8 protein-coding genes are annotated in these 17275 nt (G+C 35.2%); all 8 read left to right on the plus strand.

Features of this window, described 5'->3' with window-relative positions; translation table 11 throughout:
* Window position 1: 1 nt before the first annotated feature.
* The 8 genes from UMR38_02485 (at window position 2) to UMR38_02520 (ending at window position 17269) form a co-directional block, all read left to right on the plus strand.
* Complete coding sequence (locus UMR38_02485) at window positions 2-2740, plus strand: ABC transporter ATP-binding protein/permease (protein MEC9484728.1); 2739 nt, start codon at window positions 2-4, stop codon at window positions 2738-2740.
* The gene (locus tag UMR38_02490; GenBank protein MEC9484729.1) at window positions 2737-9705 is read left to right on the plus strand and encodes a hypothetical protein; all 6969 of its coding nucleotides are present in this window, start codon (window positions 2737-2739) and stop codon (window positions 9703-9705) included. The genes UMR38_02485 and UMR38_02490 overlap by 4 nt, the downstream gene beginning before the upstream one ends.
* A gap of 10 nt (window positions 9706-9715) precedes the next feature.
* Window positions 9716-10570 (plus strand): hypothetical protein, encoded by an 855-nt coding sequence (locus UMR38_02495; protein ID MEC9484730.1) that lies wholly within the window; start codon window positions 9716-9718, stop codon window positions 10568-10570.
* On the plus strand, window positions 10571-11428 hold the full coding sequence (locus UMR38_02500; protein MEC9484731.1) for a hypothetical protein: 858 nt from the start codon (window positions 10571-10573) through the stop codon (window positions 11426-11428).
* Complete coding sequence (gene rimI / locus UMR38_02505) at window positions 11425-11868, plus strand: ribosomal protein S18-alanine N-acetyltransferase (protein ID MEC9484732.1); 444 nt, start codon at window positions 11425-11427, stop codon at window positions 11866-11868. Before UMR38_02500 ends, rimI begins: the two co-directional genes overlap by 4 nt.
* A gap of 1 nt (window position 11869) precedes the next feature.
* Window positions 11870-12862, plus strand: a complete 993-nt coding sequence (tsaD, locus tag UMR38_02510) for a tRNA (adenosine(37)-N6)-threonylcarbamoyltransferase complex transferase subunit TsaD (GenBank protein MEC9484733.1) — start codon at window positions 11870-11872, stop codon at window positions 12860-12862.
* Window positions 12863-12958: 96 nt separating this feature from the next.
* Window positions 12959-14842: a hypothetical protein gene (locus UMR38_02515; GenBank protein ID MEC9484734.1), complete on the plus strand. Its 1884-nt coding sequence runs from the start codon at window positions 12959-12961 to the stop codon at window positions 14840-14842.
* Between the two features lie 90 nt (window positions 14843-14932).
* The gene (locus tag UMR38_02520) at window positions 14933-17269 is read left to right on the plus strand and encodes a CvpA family protein (GenBank protein ID MEC9484735.1); all 2337 of its coding nucleotides are present in this window, start codon (window positions 14933-14935) and stop codon (window positions 17267-17269) included.
* Window positions 17270-17275: the final 6 nt, after the last annotated feature.

The following is a 17275-nucleotide window of genomic DNA, read 5'->3' on the forward strand; positions in this document are numbered from 1 at the left end:
TATGAGCCGAGGCGATATTATTTTACGTTTAGTAGGTGTTAAACGGACCTACCATACTAAAGCAAACCGTGAGATTGTTGCGCTTAATGGCGTAACAACATCTTTTAAGCGTGGAGAATTTGTTGGAGTCGTAGGGAAAAGTGGTAGTGGAAAAAGTACGTTAATCAATATCCTTGGTGGATTGGACGCCCCAGATGCTGGTGATTATTTTCTAGAAGGAAATAACATTACAGCGATTAATGAAGGACAATGGGATGCGATAAGAAATGAGAAAATTGGATTTATTTTTCAAGAGTATCATTTGCTTGAATATTTAAGTGTTTATAAAAATGTAGAGATCGCATTAAAATATCAAAAAGGCAATAGTCGAAAAGAAAAAGATGCCAAAGTTAAAGATATCTTAAACAAGGTCGGATTAATTAATCATATTCATAAATTACCCAGTCAACTATCAGGTGGACAACGGCAACGTGTGGCGATTGCCCGGGCATTAGTAAAAGATCCTGCGATTATTTTAGCTGATGAACCTACCGGAGCACTAGACTATAATACTAGTCAGACAATCATTGATTTAATCAAAGGGTTAAGTAAAGAACGATTAGTGATTGTTGTTACGCATGATCGCGGTATTGCCAATGAACATGCCACACGGATTATCGAGTTATCAGAAGGACAGTTTACAAATGATTTGATTAAACAAGATATTCCTCAAACCTACCAAAATACATATCGTAAAACAGAACCGACAGATTTATCTGTATGGGATAAATTTGAGTTAACATTTCAAAAAATTCGCTCACGATTTTTTAGAACATTATTTACGGCATTATCACTTGCGTTAGCTTTTAGTTTTACAATTCTGTTTAATGGAATCGAGCGAGGCGTAACTGAAGCATATGATGCCTATTATGAAGCGTTAAATAAAGCGAACAGCTATGCTTTTAGTTTAGTACCTGAAGAACCTGTCATTGATGATGCAGACTACATGTTAGCGCAAGAAGACCTTGTGGCGACATATGAAGGGTATTTTGAAGATAAAGATAGCGAGTTAGTCAGTAGCTATTCGACAGACGTAATGATTTCCCCTATTACTAGTGGAGTTGAGCGTGTTGTCGATGATCCAAACCATCCAGATTTACTCGCAGATCATAAATTACGACTCTTTCAAAGTGAACGCATTAATGCCTATAGTTATGATGACTTATTTATTGGGAATAGTTATTATCCTGAACCCAATGAGAATGAAATCATGGTTACGAGTCGTTTTTATCGGGATGTCATGCAGCTATCAGATAATATCGTTAATCTTTCAGGGTATGTCAATGATGAGATAGAAGTGCCTTTATATAGTTTTACCATTCAAGAGGGGATTTTTGGCGTCTCTGCGTACTTAGATACTTTAGCTGAGAATGAGAACCAAGCAATCGTTGAAGGCAATGACAATGATGATACATTAGTCCCAATTCGTTATTTATCCTTCAATTTACCGTTATACTGTTATCATTACGATAGCTTAGGTGAATATTATCAAGATAAATGTGAAGCCCGTATTCGTGACCAAAAGGCCACAGACTATGTTAACTCTGTAGATGAGTTTATTGAGTATATGGATGATTTTAAGTCACAAGTAAATCAAATTGCACCAAATTATTTTGATTTACTTTTACGTAGTAATGCCATTTATTATATGGTAGATGAACGCGATGCTTTCTTAGAACCCGGAGAACCACGCTATATTGAACGGGTTTATCAAGCTGTGTATGATGAAACAACCAATCCATTCCCCCAAGTGGATATTCATGATGCCGTGTTTAAAAGCCAAGAAACAACTATCACGATGACAATCACGGCCATTATTGATAATGAAAATGAATCAGTGATCTATATCGATAAAGATACCTATGAAAACACATTATTCCAAAAACAAGCGTCATTAGAGTATGTTAATGGGTATTTTAGTGTCAATTTAGATAGTGGTATCTTAGAAAGCAGTTTATTAGAGAACATTAATGAAGAAGATATCTTAGAAATTGTCACAATTGAGAACTTTCATGACCCAATTAACGACTTTGCCCAAGGCTCAGGCAACAATTATGCTGATACGTTTAATCTGATTCGTAAAGAACCAATAGAACAAGGGGATGAATGTGCTATTTATACCGTCGATAATGTCTTGAGACAAAGCAATATTGAATTGTCACCAATTGTCGATGATATCTTTACAGTGACAGATTATTCTAACTGTAAAGTCAATAGTGAGGCGTATCACTATCTAACGAGTATTCGAACACTCTTTGGTGTATTCTTTAATGCCCTTTTAATCATCAGTATTGTCTTTTTTAACATCTTACTGAAAGTTATTTTAGGCGAACGTATTAAAGAAATTGGTATTTATAGGAGTGTCGGTTCTACAGCCAAAGATATTAAAATGCTTTTCTTTATTGAAATTGTCACAGAAGTGATTATGGCAATTATTATGAGTGTAGTCATTATTTATTATGCAAATATGCTAATTAATGCCGTCTTTATTGATGTTATTAATCAAGGAACTGGTGTCATTAGTTTTGCAGGTATGAAACTTAGTATTGGAAACAATCGTATGTTAACGGATATTTCATTCTTTAACTTATTATTTTATAGTTTCATCGTATTTGCTTTACTCGGTTTCTTAAGTTATCGAAATGTAACAAAACTTGCCAATACGAAACCAATCGATATTATTCGGGAGGTGCAATCATGAGCTACTTGAAACAATTACCAAAAATACTTTTAGTGATGATGACTGTCATCATTCTTTCAAGTTGCAGAGAAACTGTGGAGAATACCCATTTACCTGAATATTGTCGTACGTATGCGGGGTTTGCGGATGTTGCGAGTAGAGATTTATATGCGTTAATTGCGACATCCACACCTGAACGCGAAACCATCAACGAAGATAACTTTACTCAAATCATTAACATGACTGAGCTTGTGTTTGAAGAAAACACACCAGATCGTAATATTGATCTCGGTGGAATCCAATGTTTTCAAAACCTTACATCTTTGACATTAATCGGGCAAGGCTTCAAAGATATTAGCGAGATTAGTGCCTTACAAAATATCCAATCACTAGAGTTACGCAACACACAAGTTGTGAGTATTGATAGCTTTAAAAATCTTAGTAAAATTAGCGAGTTAATCTTAAATAATAATGCTGCTTTACAGAGCGTTGAAGGCGTCGAAGAAATGACAAAACTTACATCCCTTGATCTCAGTGATAACGGAATTGTCAATATTGAGGGATTAGACAATCTAATCAACTTAGAGTCGTTAATATTGAGAAATAACGATATTTATGAATTGCCAGCCATTACACAACTCTATAAACTAGAAACATTGGATGTCTCAAACAACAATATCCAACAATTTGGCGATAGCTTAACGGGATTGTCTAACTTACGTGAATTCAACGCAGAAAACAATAATATTTGCGACTTAGAGCCATTGGGGGCTATGGATAGTCTAAGAGTCTTAAATCTTGCTAATAATGATTTAGGATGCGATTTAGACGGTTTAGGAGACGGTCCAAACTTCAGTAGCTTACAAAATGCAACCGAGTTAGAAGAACTGTATCTCAATGATAATAATCTGACCTCTATTGCGGATTTAAATGATAAAGTGTTGCCTATTACAACACTCCATTTACATAATAATCAATTATCAGATATTACACCTTTATCACAGTTTACAAGTGTGACAACATTAACGCTTTACAACAATAATATTAACAATATCGGAATTCTTTCTGGTATGACAGGACTAACGGAGATAGATTTATCCGATAATAATCTCACTGATTTTACAGAACTTCTTGATATCCCAAACCTAGAGAGGGTATATCTTAATGGTAATGAAATTACCCATATTCCAGATCTTTCACCTTGGTCTAATTTGAGTGTGTTAGATTTACACAGTAATTTTAATGATTTAGGTCCTACATTAACCGATACATCAGGTGTCTATGGTCATCAATCATTGGAATCGCTTATTTTATATGATAATGGACTGGATACCTTAATTGGTATCAGCGATATACCTAACCTTGATCATCTTTTAATTGATACACCTGATAGTGAGTCGTTACCAGACGATTTTACAGAGACACACCCTAATATCATTACCCGTATAGAAAATAGTTTTAATAATCTACCAGAACTAGATATGCAAGCGCTAGATGAGTCTGGCGAAATTATTGAAGGCTACTTTACCTTTGGTTTTCAAACAGGGATTGGCTTAGAGATTATTAACTCATTTAAAGAGGTCCCTAACATCACTGTAATGGATTTATCAAATATGAATATTGATCATATTGATGAACAATCAATCGTGATACCTACCTTAGAAACACTTCTCGTTAATGAGAATAACTTAACAGATATACGGTTTATTTATGATAATCCTGAGCTTATCAGTATTGATGCATCAAACAACCAAATAACGAATCTAACAGAGGTAACACAAGCGGATTCACTCAGCCATTTAATCTATTTTAGTGCGGCCGATAATCCATTGAATGATTTAGATGGAGCATTTGAAAACTTAGAAAACTTAGAAATATTAGACTTAAACAACACACCACTTTCAACAATTAATCAAAGTTTTAATAACTTAAGTGACTTAACTGCGCTTACGGTCTCTTTAGATCAAACAACTACAATTACAGATGCATTTAATGACATATTCACGGTCTATTTTGATAGTAACGTCATTACAATTGAAACGGGTATAATAGAGTCCATTTCTAATAGTTTTAATAATGGACAATATGACTACATTTTGATTGATAACAACACACCAAGTACACAAACAACAGATATTAGTGGATCATTTAATGATCTGTCCTTTAATAATGACTTAGGGCTTCAAATTACAGATAGTCATTTTGATAGTATGACAGATAGTTTCAATAGATTGAATCTTACACAACTTATCTTACGTAATAATGATACAAGCACCATCACCTCAAGTTTCACTGACACACAGATTGAACAAACACTAGATTTATCTCAAAACCACTTAAGCAATATACCAAGTATTAATACAGTGCTCAGTGTTGATACGATCGACATAAGTCAAAATCGCTTAACAACGCTTACGGATTTTGATAGTATACCTGATTTAACAACGCTTGATATATCTACTCAGTATAATGAAGAAACATTACAACATACATTAACAATCATTGATGGGATTAATAATTTAGTAAGTCTTACTGCATTAAGCTATAATGATTTGGCTATTACAGAAATTACGGGGTTACAAAATACAGCATTATCAAGTTTTCAACTAAACTATGCCAATAATAATGCGACACCAATTATTACTATTGGTGACAACGCATTTGATGGGAGTCCAATAACGACACTAGATTTGGGGAATCACCAAATTACGTCGTCAGCCTTTTTAAGTAATTTGACACATTTAGAGTTTTTAACCATTGGCCTTGACTATGTAGATTACTCTGCATTTTCAGGATTAGCTATGGCATCAACCTTACAATCACTAGTCTTACAAAATACACAAACCGTGTCTGATTTACAACCGTTTGAAGTGTATGATCAACTTATTGGGTTAACATATGATAATGACGCAACAATTATTGAAAACCTAAGTGGCTTAGATAATCTAGGCATTATTACCCTTGAAAACAGTAATAACATTACAACTTTTACAGACAGTTTTAATGCGTTACCACAAGTTAATCTAACGACAGATTATCTAACAACATACCCAAATCTAACGAGCATTACACGCTCATTTGATGCCTATCAATCAACGCCAGTAGAGATTCCCAACACAATAACGATCGTGGATGGGTTTAATCAAGCTAGAGACGTGATATTACGTGCACAAGGGGATCCATCAAGTGTTTTATTTGATACCGACTCATTTGATAGTATGGTTAATCTAACCATTGAAGAAGCTGCTTATAACTCGTATAGTTTCTTAGATAATTATACAACTTTAGATCATCTAACGATTAGCCTTTTATCAGCCAACATGACAGATTTATCCAATTCTACAATCACCGCATTAACGATTGAAGACTTAGATAACACTATTACTGAGCTAACGACTGAATTAAATATGAGCGCAACATTGACACTAACAGGGGATGTCGCCAACACACTTACTTTAACCACAAATTACCAGAATTATCAATTGACAATGCCAACGACAACACTCCTCTTATCATCAACAGCAACGACGCATGTTTTAAATGGAGATGTTGCCGATTTAACGATTAACAATAGTGCGTTAACGGCCTTAACATTTGATCAATTTACATCAGTATCCAGTACGTTCAATGCCGATAATTTAACCACGATTAATACATTAGATGATACGTATAACAACGCGACATCACTGATTGTAAATAGTGGGATAGATACGATAGATTACACACTACAAGCAACGAATTTAACCGTTGTTAATAATGCACTTACTAATGGAATAGTAAGCAACGTGGCGTATAATACTACAATTGAGACAAACCAATCTTCGTTAACCTTAAATCTATTAACAGATACATTAGTACTCGATAATGATACTCTTACGAATGGGACTTTTACTGGTACTGTGAATACAATAACGGTATCCTCGACTAATCTACAAAATCTTGTATTAAATGACACAAGTATAGCGCAATTAGAAGTGACATCAAGTCATTCAGATATAACCATTTCAGGGACCAATGTATCTAATATGCAGCTGAGTAATGATCAATTAACCAACCTCTCACTTGACTTACCAGGGAGTACAGTAGTGATTAACAGTAATACATCATCAGCGGTAAGTATGTCATTAAATAGTAACGACCTGACACTTGCTCTTTTACAAGCCCCTACTGTAGAACTATTAAGTACATCAGTCATCGATACCTTAACCGTAAATGGGGATCATGTCGCGACCCTGACATTACATGATGCGTCAATCTCAACGTTAAATTATACAACGCTTGAATCAGCACTTACTGTCACTGGGAGTGCGGTATCAACCGCCAGTATTATAGCTCAACAAGCAAGTACATTAACCGTTACGTTGCCATCTAGTACATTGAATATTACTGATAGTAACAATATTGCTACGATGACACTAGATGCCAACACAGTGAATATGACAGATACTGAGTTAACCGCATTAACACTGAATAGCACCAGTAGGATCAATACATTACTATCGTTAATATCGCCATCACTGTCCTCGCTAGACGCGGTTAATATTCAGGTTCCATCATTAACTATTGATAGTAATGAAACAACATTAGATATTGCTGCGAATAATGCTATAAGCACAGTCTTAACAGCGCCTAATATCACAAGTTTGATACTTGATGTTGGCACTAATCAAGTAACGATTGATGCTGACAGTACGACAAATCTGTCTTTACAAGCTTTAGCTAATCAATTAACACTAAATTCAAGTGTATCTACCCTCACCTTAGACAGTGCATCAAGTATTAATGAGTTTATTATTGATAGCACATCTTTATCTAATATTAGTGCCTTTAATGCGAATATCGATACGATATCAACAAGTGTAACATCCCCATCATTAACGATGTCAGGGACCAATATTACCACGGCTGATATTAGCGGAGAAATGACCTCGTTTACAGGCACCTTAGATCAAACAAATTTAACAGTCACGTCTGTTGCTCAATCACCGTTTGATGTTACTACTGATACCGAAAACATTGTAATCAGTGCTTTAGATGACATTACCTTGCACAGTGCTGTTTTAAATAGTGCACAGGTCACATCACCAACAGGGGACCTCACGTTAGATATTACGACACCAGCTGTTACCTTTAATTTAACAGCTGATGTTGATACTGCGACATTTAATACAAGCCATATCAGTGGTGTAACATTTGGAGTAGATACTACCATCAATACACTAAATCTTACGAACACGAATATTGATACCTTATTTACAGGGGATGCTGTAACAACGCTTAATGTGACAACGAATCAAACAAGTTTTACTGTTGGTGGAACAATAGAATCTATGACGTTTACATCACCTGAGTTATCGACTTTAGATGTCAATAGCGATGATTTATCAGCTAATTTATCTATCACCGCAGAAACGACGTCAATGACACTTACTGGAACATTGCCTACCGTTAGTGTTATCAATGATACGATGACAACATTAGATATGACAGGCATGTTAACAAATGATTTAACCGTAGATAGTGCATCATTACAAACGTTAGATACAGGCTCAGTAGCGTTAAATAACCTTGAGTTAATTCTAAATCAAGATAATTATGATATTACAACAGCTTCGACAACAATCGCACTAACAGGTAGTAGTTTAGATACAGGCTCACTGACAGTAACTTCAGAGTCCCCAAGTGTAACAACTAATATAAAATCATTGAATATATCAAGTAATGTTATGACATCACTTAATATCACGGCACCGACTACTGACTTGAATGTGACAGGTAATCTGATTGCTTCGCTAATAGGAGAGGTCTCTACGCTAATTATTGATACACCTGTGAGTCTGACATCAGCGATTATTACGCCATCCATAACACATCTTACAGGTGATACGTTAACCATTCAAAATGGAGAAGATGTAGACACACTAGAAACAGACGCCTCAACCATTACTGTATCGGCTAGTTCCAACACCAGTATCACCTTAATTGGAAATAGTGGCTCAAATACAAGTATTACCGCGTCTCAAGAGATTACGACACTTGATGTATCTTTACCAAATGCAGGTGAGACAACAATCAATGCATCTAACGCTGAGGTCACTATGACAGGATCAAATATGACAAGTGTGGCAGGTGCTATGGCGAATTTATCGGTTATTGACGCAGATAACACATTATTGACTGTCAATGCAGCCGTTACAGATATTATCATTTCAGATAATGACATATTAAGTGCCGTTACGCTCACAAATAACGCGAGTAATGTAGATATCTCATCAACGACGTTAGATACCCTAACAATTAGTACAACATCTTTAACGTTGACAATTAATGGGAGCACTACAACACTAAATATTACAGGCACTAATCTAGATACATTTAATACAGAAAATGTCAGCGCAACAACATTGAGTGTGCTTGATACAACGTATATAGATTTAAGTTTCATGAGTACAACCGTGTTAAACGCAGTGAGCACACTGACAGTTAATACATTAACAGTTGCTAATATTGAGAACATTGTTACAACACTAGATGGCTTAACCGTTGAGTTAATTAGTCCAATTACACAAGCTGACGTCAATAATTATTATTATCAAACAGAGTACAATCGTCTTTGGGGGATTGAAAATAATGATAACGTGCGTTATGATAATTTCTATCAAGAAGCTGTCGATAACGCCTATCAAGTTATGGTGAGTAATCAATATCTTGATCATATTGCAGAAGCTACGTTAAGAAATCATATCCAAAATGGGTATCTTACTGTTGATGAATATTATCAAAGCTATTTAGACAGTGAAGGACTACCCACTTCCCCTGATGAAGAGACCATAAAAGCGAGTATTCAAAGTACATTAGACGATGAGGCATTGACGATTACTGAGGCTGAGATTAATGCTCAAGTAGAGATATCTATTGTGACAGATGCAGAAACGTATCGTGATACTCAAGAAGTTAATCAGACCTTCACAATAACACTCAATTAGGAGAGATAACATGAGACGATTCCTGATGATTACATTATCCCTATTTTTCCTCACAGGTTGTGGGGTCTTTGATCGTGGCAATTATGAAAAAGATCGTGAGGGGTATGTGATCAATGATGAACTCATTGTCAAATACCATACCAACGCTGTTGGTGAAATTGATTTATTTATCTTAGATGAGCGATTACCGTTCTTTGAGGCTCTTAAGCGGATTGGTTTTAACGCAGAAGAACTCACGGACCATCCCACGGTATCAAATTATATAACACCTGAGGTCTTAGATGATGCCTGTGGGATTACTTCAGACAGTGCAATTCCTAGGTTTTTGAACATTAACGACCAACATTACTTTTATCATATACGGGATAATGGGTATTGTACCTATGATGAATATGTCTTCCACGAGACCGGTTTTGATTCAGGCAATGTCGATATTGAGACGACATCCCCTATTGAGAACATTGATGTGTTGCGCTTTAATCGAACGAATTTCTTAATTAATCCGTTCATCGATATTGTTTCAATTGAAGAAATCACATATAATGCAGAAGATTCTATTTGGCAAAGAGCGTTCGTCAATGTTTTACCGATGAGTTTAAGCCAGGCAGGGAATGTCTTTGAATCAAACCAACAATACTTGGCTCAACTAAGTATCATTGAGCAGTATGTTTTGACAAATCAATCCATTAATTTACTCATCTTAAAAGAAGATTTTGATTCGACAGAATCAACGATGATTTGGTCTGAAGAAACCGTTAACTATCTTGGTCGTAACCATGATATTATCCGTCATGTCGATACAGAAAATATGGGCGAGATCATTGCTTTAATCAATGATGTCTTAAGTCGATTGGGGATGTTTTAAATGAGACGTTTACTATTAATGAGTGTTGTTTTGTTATTGACGTTATTCCTTGTTGGATGCCAAAATGATACAACTGTAGAATATAATTTTAAAGCACGTAGAAATAGTTATTATATTGATTCGACTAAGCAAGTTCTAATCACCTATGAGACAGACAATAATGGGAAAATGATTGACTTAGCCATTAATCGGCTACTTACCGTCGAAGAATTATTATTAATGGACCCAAGCATTGATTATGATATGATCGTTGAAGGTTTTGACGGAGATATCTTTGTGGAACCATCAAATACCTGTACAACAGTTTCTAATACGTTGTTAGTCCCGATTAATTTAGAAGTTGGAAATACACGCTACAAGTATAACGAGAACGCCTGTCAATATCAGATTGTGGATAGTTATAATCAATATAAATCAGGATATGATGAAGAATACTATTTATCGGATACGATTGCGGTGAGTCCAACTACTCCAATCTCTATCATCATTTATGATGAAGATGCGGTTGTCCGATTTGTAGAAGTCAAAACACTGTATAATTCAGTTAAAGATTTAGGACTCCATACCTTACGGTACAATGAAGATAACAATGCGTATTTAAATACGCCTTATCATTATTATCATGACATAAAGATTTATGAACAGCTATATTTGAAATATCAATTAAACGAAACAACAATTGATGAAATTAGTGGCTATTCAACAGATATTAACATTCTTGATATTGGTAGTTTGGACGAAGTGAATCCTCTGATTACCAATTTTAGTGAACGTTTTAGTTTAGAAATTAATGCCATGAATGAATTAGAAGCCGAGATAGGTGAGAATTTACAGTCTGATGAGGAAGAAAGCGAATGATTTTGTATCAAAGAGCTAAATTAGAAGATTGTACGTATATTTTTCAGTGTGAACAAGAGATATTTCATCAAGGATTATCATATGATACATTAAAAGAAGACGTATTATATCATTCGCAAAGTGAATATATTGTTGCAAAGGATGAACGAAAGCCAATTGGCTATATTGGGGCACTTGTTGTTGGTCATCAAGTCGATATCATCAACCTTTATGTTGAACCAGATTATCGTCGTCAAGGGGTTGCAACCCAGTTGTTTAAAACATTATTGAACAGTGAGAAAGAGATTTCTTTGACGGATATTACATTGGATGTAAAAGAAAATAATCACGTAGCAATTAGCTTATATAAAAAAATAGGATTTAGCGTTATAGGTAAACGAAAGCAATATTATCAAGATGGATCAAATGCATTAGTAATGAAACATACTAGGAGTGAGTAAGATGATTGTATTGAGTGTTGAAAGTTCATGCGATGAAACCAGTGTCAGTATTTTAAAGAATGGCACAACTGTATTAAGCAATATCGTATTTAGCCAAATAGATGTCCATAAAGCCTATGGCGGAGTTGTCCCTGAAATTGCATCAAGAGAACATGTCAAAGGGATTACAGTGGTGTTTGAAGAAGCGCTAGATGAGGCAAATGTCCGTAAAGAGGATATTGATTTAGTCGCTGTGACAAAAGGGCCAGGACTAATTGGTAGCTTACTTGTTGGTATAAATGCAGCTAAGGCTTTTGCCTTCACAAATGACATCCCGCTTGTTGGGGTTCATCATATCGCTGGACATATTTATGCCAATGCGATTAGAGAACCATTAGAGTTTCCCCTTATTTGTCTAGTTGTGAGCGGAGGACATACAGAACTTATTCTAATGACAGAGCATTATAAGTTTGAAAAACTAGGGGAAACACAAGATGATGCAGTTGGAGAAGCCTATGATAAAGTCGCAAGAACCGTTGGCTTAGGATATCCAGGCGGACCTATAGTGGATCGATTGGCTAGTAAAGGAAAAAATACCTATCCGATGCCAGACTTAACAAAGCAACCGGATTATATGTTTTCTTTTTCAGGAATTAAGTCACATGTGATTAACCTTGTTCATAATACCAAACAACGAGATGAAACACTGCGTGTGAATGATTTATGTGCCTCTTTTCAGGAAGCAGTAACAGAGGTGCTTGTGACCAAAAGTGAACAAGCTATTCAAGAATTTGATGCGAAAATGTTTATCGTCGCTGGTGGTGTTGCGGCCAATAAAGGATTGCGTCAAAAAGTATTTGAACGCTTATCAAATGTAAAGATATCTGTCCCTAATTTTGAATATTGTACAGATAACGCGGCCATGATTGGCGTGGCGGGCTACTATAAATATATAACACATAAAACAATAGATAATATGAGCTTAAAAGGCGTTAGTCGAGCACCGTTAGTTTAAATTCACAATATAACAAAATCATATTCATAAAATTTACACAATATTTCTATATACTAGGGTTGTATATTAAGAAAATATTATGACAGGAGCGATAACATGAAAAAATTATTTATGGCAATTTTTGTTCCAATATTAGTCATCCTTGGAACACCCGCATTAGTGGCAACACTAATGTATGATGGAACTGGTGATGAACACATGCCAGTAGACCTTTACACAGAAGATGCCGATGCGAAGGAAATGTTATTTACTGAGTTAAATAACTCCATCACTGATGTTGAAAACGGCACAACAGAAGACGTCTATTTCAATATTCATGAAGACATCATTAATGTCGCAATCTATGAGTATTTCAAAGGGGAAAATCCCGATTATGCCCCAGGACCAGATTGTGAAACAGATAACGAATGTTATGTCTATGCACAAGCACAACAAGTAGAAGGCTATAATTTATCTCTACGTTTAGTAGGTGCATGGGTATCATTTTATGAAGGGGCTTCAAGTGTTGATCCGGGACGGTTTGTATTTAATGTCTTTTTAGAAGTAGATATTAGTAACGATGTAACATACAAAACAGTTCTTGAAGTGCACTTCTTATTTGAAGATGATCCAGATTATTACTATTTAGAGTTTGACAAGGTTCAATTAGGACGTCTACCAGTGCCTAAATCACTCATTTCATCGATTGTTTCAATGGTTGACGAACAAGCTAACTTAAATCTTGAAAATGAGTTATCAGACTTGCCAATGGGAGATTTCAATTTAGAAAATATTTCTTATACAATTCCTAAAGATGATATTTTAGAACAAATATCCGCTAATTCAGACGGTGCAGACGCAGGATCTAAATTAGCACAAGAATTACTCAGTATAACATTTGATCAAAAACTAGTAGAGTTCTATATTGAGAATGAGGAATTTGTTGTTGAAGCAGGTATTTCTCAACTTGAAAATGAAGATCCAGTAAACTTCCCGGAATACTTATATGATTTGCACGATAAAGAAGTTGTAAATGGAGAAGTTGTTATTGGAGAATATAATCCGGAGTTATTCAATCCAGATGAGCATTTACAAGATTTATTCACTGACTACATTTTTAACAGCAGTTTAACCGACGACAGTGGATTTAAGATTCGAGAACGTGTCTTCAATAAATTAATCTACAGTTCTCAAAATGGCTTTACAGAGATGCGAAGCGTTAAAGAAATTCAAATTTCAGATACAGAAACAAAAGAAATCGAATTTGGATTAAAAGGTCTCTGGTTTGAGATAGAAGAGACAGAGATATATGCCAATGCACTTTTCAAAATTGGTGAAATTGATTCTTTATTAGTAATCCGAGCTGAAGAAGTATCGGCTACACCAACTGAATTACAGTTAGAATTTGTTGAAATTACTGTTGGTAAAGATGCTGATGAGACAAACCTAGAGTACCTTGAAGTTGTTGATTTAGAGGTATTCAAATCAGTATTTGCTGATATTGGTGATGTTGAGTTTGGTGAATTTAATGCCGACGGGGATCTCATCATTAGTACCGCACGATTAACTGCATTAATGGAAGATGGAACTAATACAGGTGTTGTTGAAGTGACGAGTATCGATTTAGCAACCAATGCCATTGTTTTAGAAGTGACATCTCAATATGACAATGTATTAGCATCCTTCCAAACTGCATTAGAAGATGCTGTTTCAGACCCACAATTATTAACCAATTTAGATACTGTGCTTGATCAAAATGATGGCGGAAGTCAAGAAGCTGTCTATGATAGTGTACAAAATATCCAAGCATCACTAACATCATCTGAAGACGTTAACCCTGAAGATGTTGAAACACTAGTAAATAACTTACAAAATTTAGATCCAGCAACTCAGGAAGCAGTACTTGATTCATTTACTACCTTAATTGATTCATCAACTGTTTCAAGTTTTGAAGACTTATTCGGTGAGTTAGATGGATCTGCGGATGACACAACACAATAAATAATGTCATAACAACCCTAAACGTTATATAGAAAAACCCTTTTAAACGAAGGGTTTTTCTTGCAAGTTTAGAACAATGGGAGGGACCTTATGATTGTTAATGTAATACCTGAAATCGCCTATCAGTTTAATTTTGATAGTGTGCTTATACTTATCTTGTTAGCCTATATTTGCTATGGGTATTTTTCAGGTGGCCATAAACAAATACGGCTTTCTATCAATTTGATTTTACCTTTTGTGATTATTTATTATATGGGCCGAAATATTACAAAATATTTATATGACCCATTATCAAATACATTACTTTATGAAGTTATTGCCGAATTGACGCCCATTTTTAAATATACCTTAGGCATGCTTATTGCTTATTTTATAACCTATTTCTTATTATTTTTTATCATTTTCTTGTTATCACTTTATGCAAAGAAATATATATTAAATGAGAACATGCGCGCTAAATTAGGTAAGAAAAATAATATTATTGGTGGTATCTTTGCTTTTATTAATGGGTATGTTCTAATATACTTTTTAATCTTACCAGCCTTATCGCTGAATTTAGTTGGTACCAACGCACACGCGACAAACTTTGTCTTAGAACATCCCCCACCATTTTCACGGATTGCCCGTACAGCGGAAACCGCTGTACCGATAAAAAATCTCGCGGATAAAGCAGAAGAGTTTCAACAACTCTTAAGTGTTGAAGGGATTGAAGGGTACTATAACGATGCGATATATACCTATCAACAACAATATGTTGGCGCTAGCGATTCTTATGAAGCACAGTTTATGAATGATGTATATCCTGAGTTGACAGATGAAGCTAGACAACTCGTTGAAGATGCATATTTTGATTTATATGGTACGGCGCTGATGCCATCTAATTACTTTGGCGTCTCGATCGCACTTATCTATGAACAAAATGACAGGATTGTATATGAATTAATGTTACAAGAAGAAAATGCCTTCGATGATAAACTAGATATGTCCTTGCAAATAATGAATGATCATGAGAATGCGATAGACGCCTATGAAATAGCTCTTAAAAACTATAATTATCAAGTCGCATACAATCAGTACATATCGGATTTAGAACAGTATACGAGTGATTTAGAAGATCACTTAAACGATAAATTAGACGCGTTTAAGACTGGTACAGACTTTACTGACGAATTTAATCATGAAAGACCCGTTTTAACAATAGAAAAGCCAGATCCATATCAAGAAGTTAGTGTAACAAATGTCCCTGTTGATCCAGAAGAGAATGTCTCTCAGGAAGTTATTGACGCAGAAGCGTTTATCAATCGATACCAAAATAAAGAAGACATCAAAGATGAGTTATCATCGCTAAGTCGAGCGATTTATAATCATAGAGGATTGGTTCAGTGGTTTGTCGAAGAATTCAATGAAGGCACTGTCTTTAATCCAGATCAGGGTGATATTAGTCCTGTTATTGTGAGCTTTAAAGAACATTATGATGATATTGAGAGTCAAATTGATGATGATACACTAAAGACACAACTCTATCAGGTTAGAATGAGTGTTCAAACGTATGATGTGTTTACCTTATGGCTAAGTTGTACAGAAGACAATATTGCCAATGTGCCACTCGATGAGTTAGAAAATGCTAATCATCGTTGTGATCAGTTTGATACGAGTACAGTGACAACTTATGATTTTGACAACAATGCACTTCGTGTTGTATCAACGCTTTTTGAAGGTGAACAGGTTTCATGGATTATTATGCAATATAAGTATGATTACGAAGCTGGGCTTTTTGATGAGGCATTTCAGGAGTATCAAGAAGTGTCTGAGATATTAACACAAACCAAATCTTTAGTCGATGAATATGATTTATATTATAAAGATATTGCATCAAGTATAGAAGGTAATGTCTCGATGGTTGTTAAGATTGGAATTAGTGTTATGAAATACCATTTAGATGTCTACGATACTATGCAAAACACACCGCTCTTATCTGCGTTATTTAATGATATGGCAAGAATGTGTGCAAGTAGAGAAACGTCTCCGATTAATCCTACAGTTGATATATGCATGAAATCTGAAGGCGATAGTGGCTTGTTAAGTGAGCTCTTCAATATGCAGTATTTAACGAGTGAAGTAGCGATCAAAGCATATGTCATGATTGATGAAAACAATGAGACAATAACATATGATACACAAACAATGGAAACGTTTCTTGCTAAACTCAATCAGTCTGTTGAAGATGATGTATTAACCAAAGAAGTCATTGCCGTGATGGGAGATCAGTTTGCGTTTAATATTCCCGAGAATGCGAATGAGAGTTTGCTTGAACAAATGTATCATGATGGTGATATTACTATAGAAGCAATGCGCATGTTGGCTGATGATGACTATGAGTTATTTAGTGACGCCTTTACACAATGTGTAAAGAGTTTAATCCGTTAGGAGGGA

Origin of the sequence: Candidatus Izemoplasma sp., from assembly GCA_036172455.1 — a bacterium.
In the GTDB taxonomy this organism is placed as follows: domain Bacteria; phylum Bacillota_I; class Bacilli_A; order Izemoplasmatales; family Izemoplasmataceae; genus JAIPGF01.